At 38.4% G+C, this 445-nt stretch carries 1 protein-coding gene; it reads left to right on the top strand.

Annotation, left to right across the window (positions count from 1 at the left end; all coding sequences use genetic code 11):
* Nucleotides 1–395 (top strand): M23 family metallopeptidase (locus ACF91D_RS31950; RefSeq protein ID WP_392438729.1); only part of this gene is annotated, 395 nt, incomplete at its 5' end.
* Nucleotides 396–445 lie beyond the last annotated feature (50 nt).

Raw genomic sequence — 445 nt, 5'->3', positions numbered from 1 at the left:
ACTTTGGTGTAGATTTTTCTAATATCAAAGGTGAAGCAATGGGCGGAACAATCAACTGGGCTTACGATAGCTTGAAAAACGGTATTAAAAATTTAGTTAGTGGATGGTTTGCAGAATTAGATGGTGGAGATGGTGACGGCGGATATATTAAGTATTTAGATAATATCACTACGCCATACAGTCCAAACGGTCCACCTCCAGGGTATGCATTCTCATGGCCACATCCAGGTATTGATTTACCTTATATATATGAACCAGTTTATTCAACGATTAGCGGTAAAGCATTCACTAAAGAAATGCCTGGTGGATTTGGACATTATATTCAAGTAAAAGGTGGAGCACTTGATGTGTTTTACGGTCATCTAAGCAAATGGCTTGTTAAAAACGGTCAATAAGTTCAACCAGGTACAAAACTTGGTATTTCAGGTAACACTGGAGCAAGTAC

The organism is Staphylococcus sp. 231237_7MaSpsaltlick (genome assembly GCF_043107035.1).
Note: the sequence above shows the minus strand (reverse complement) of the source record. Positions and strands in the feature narration are given on the sequence as shown.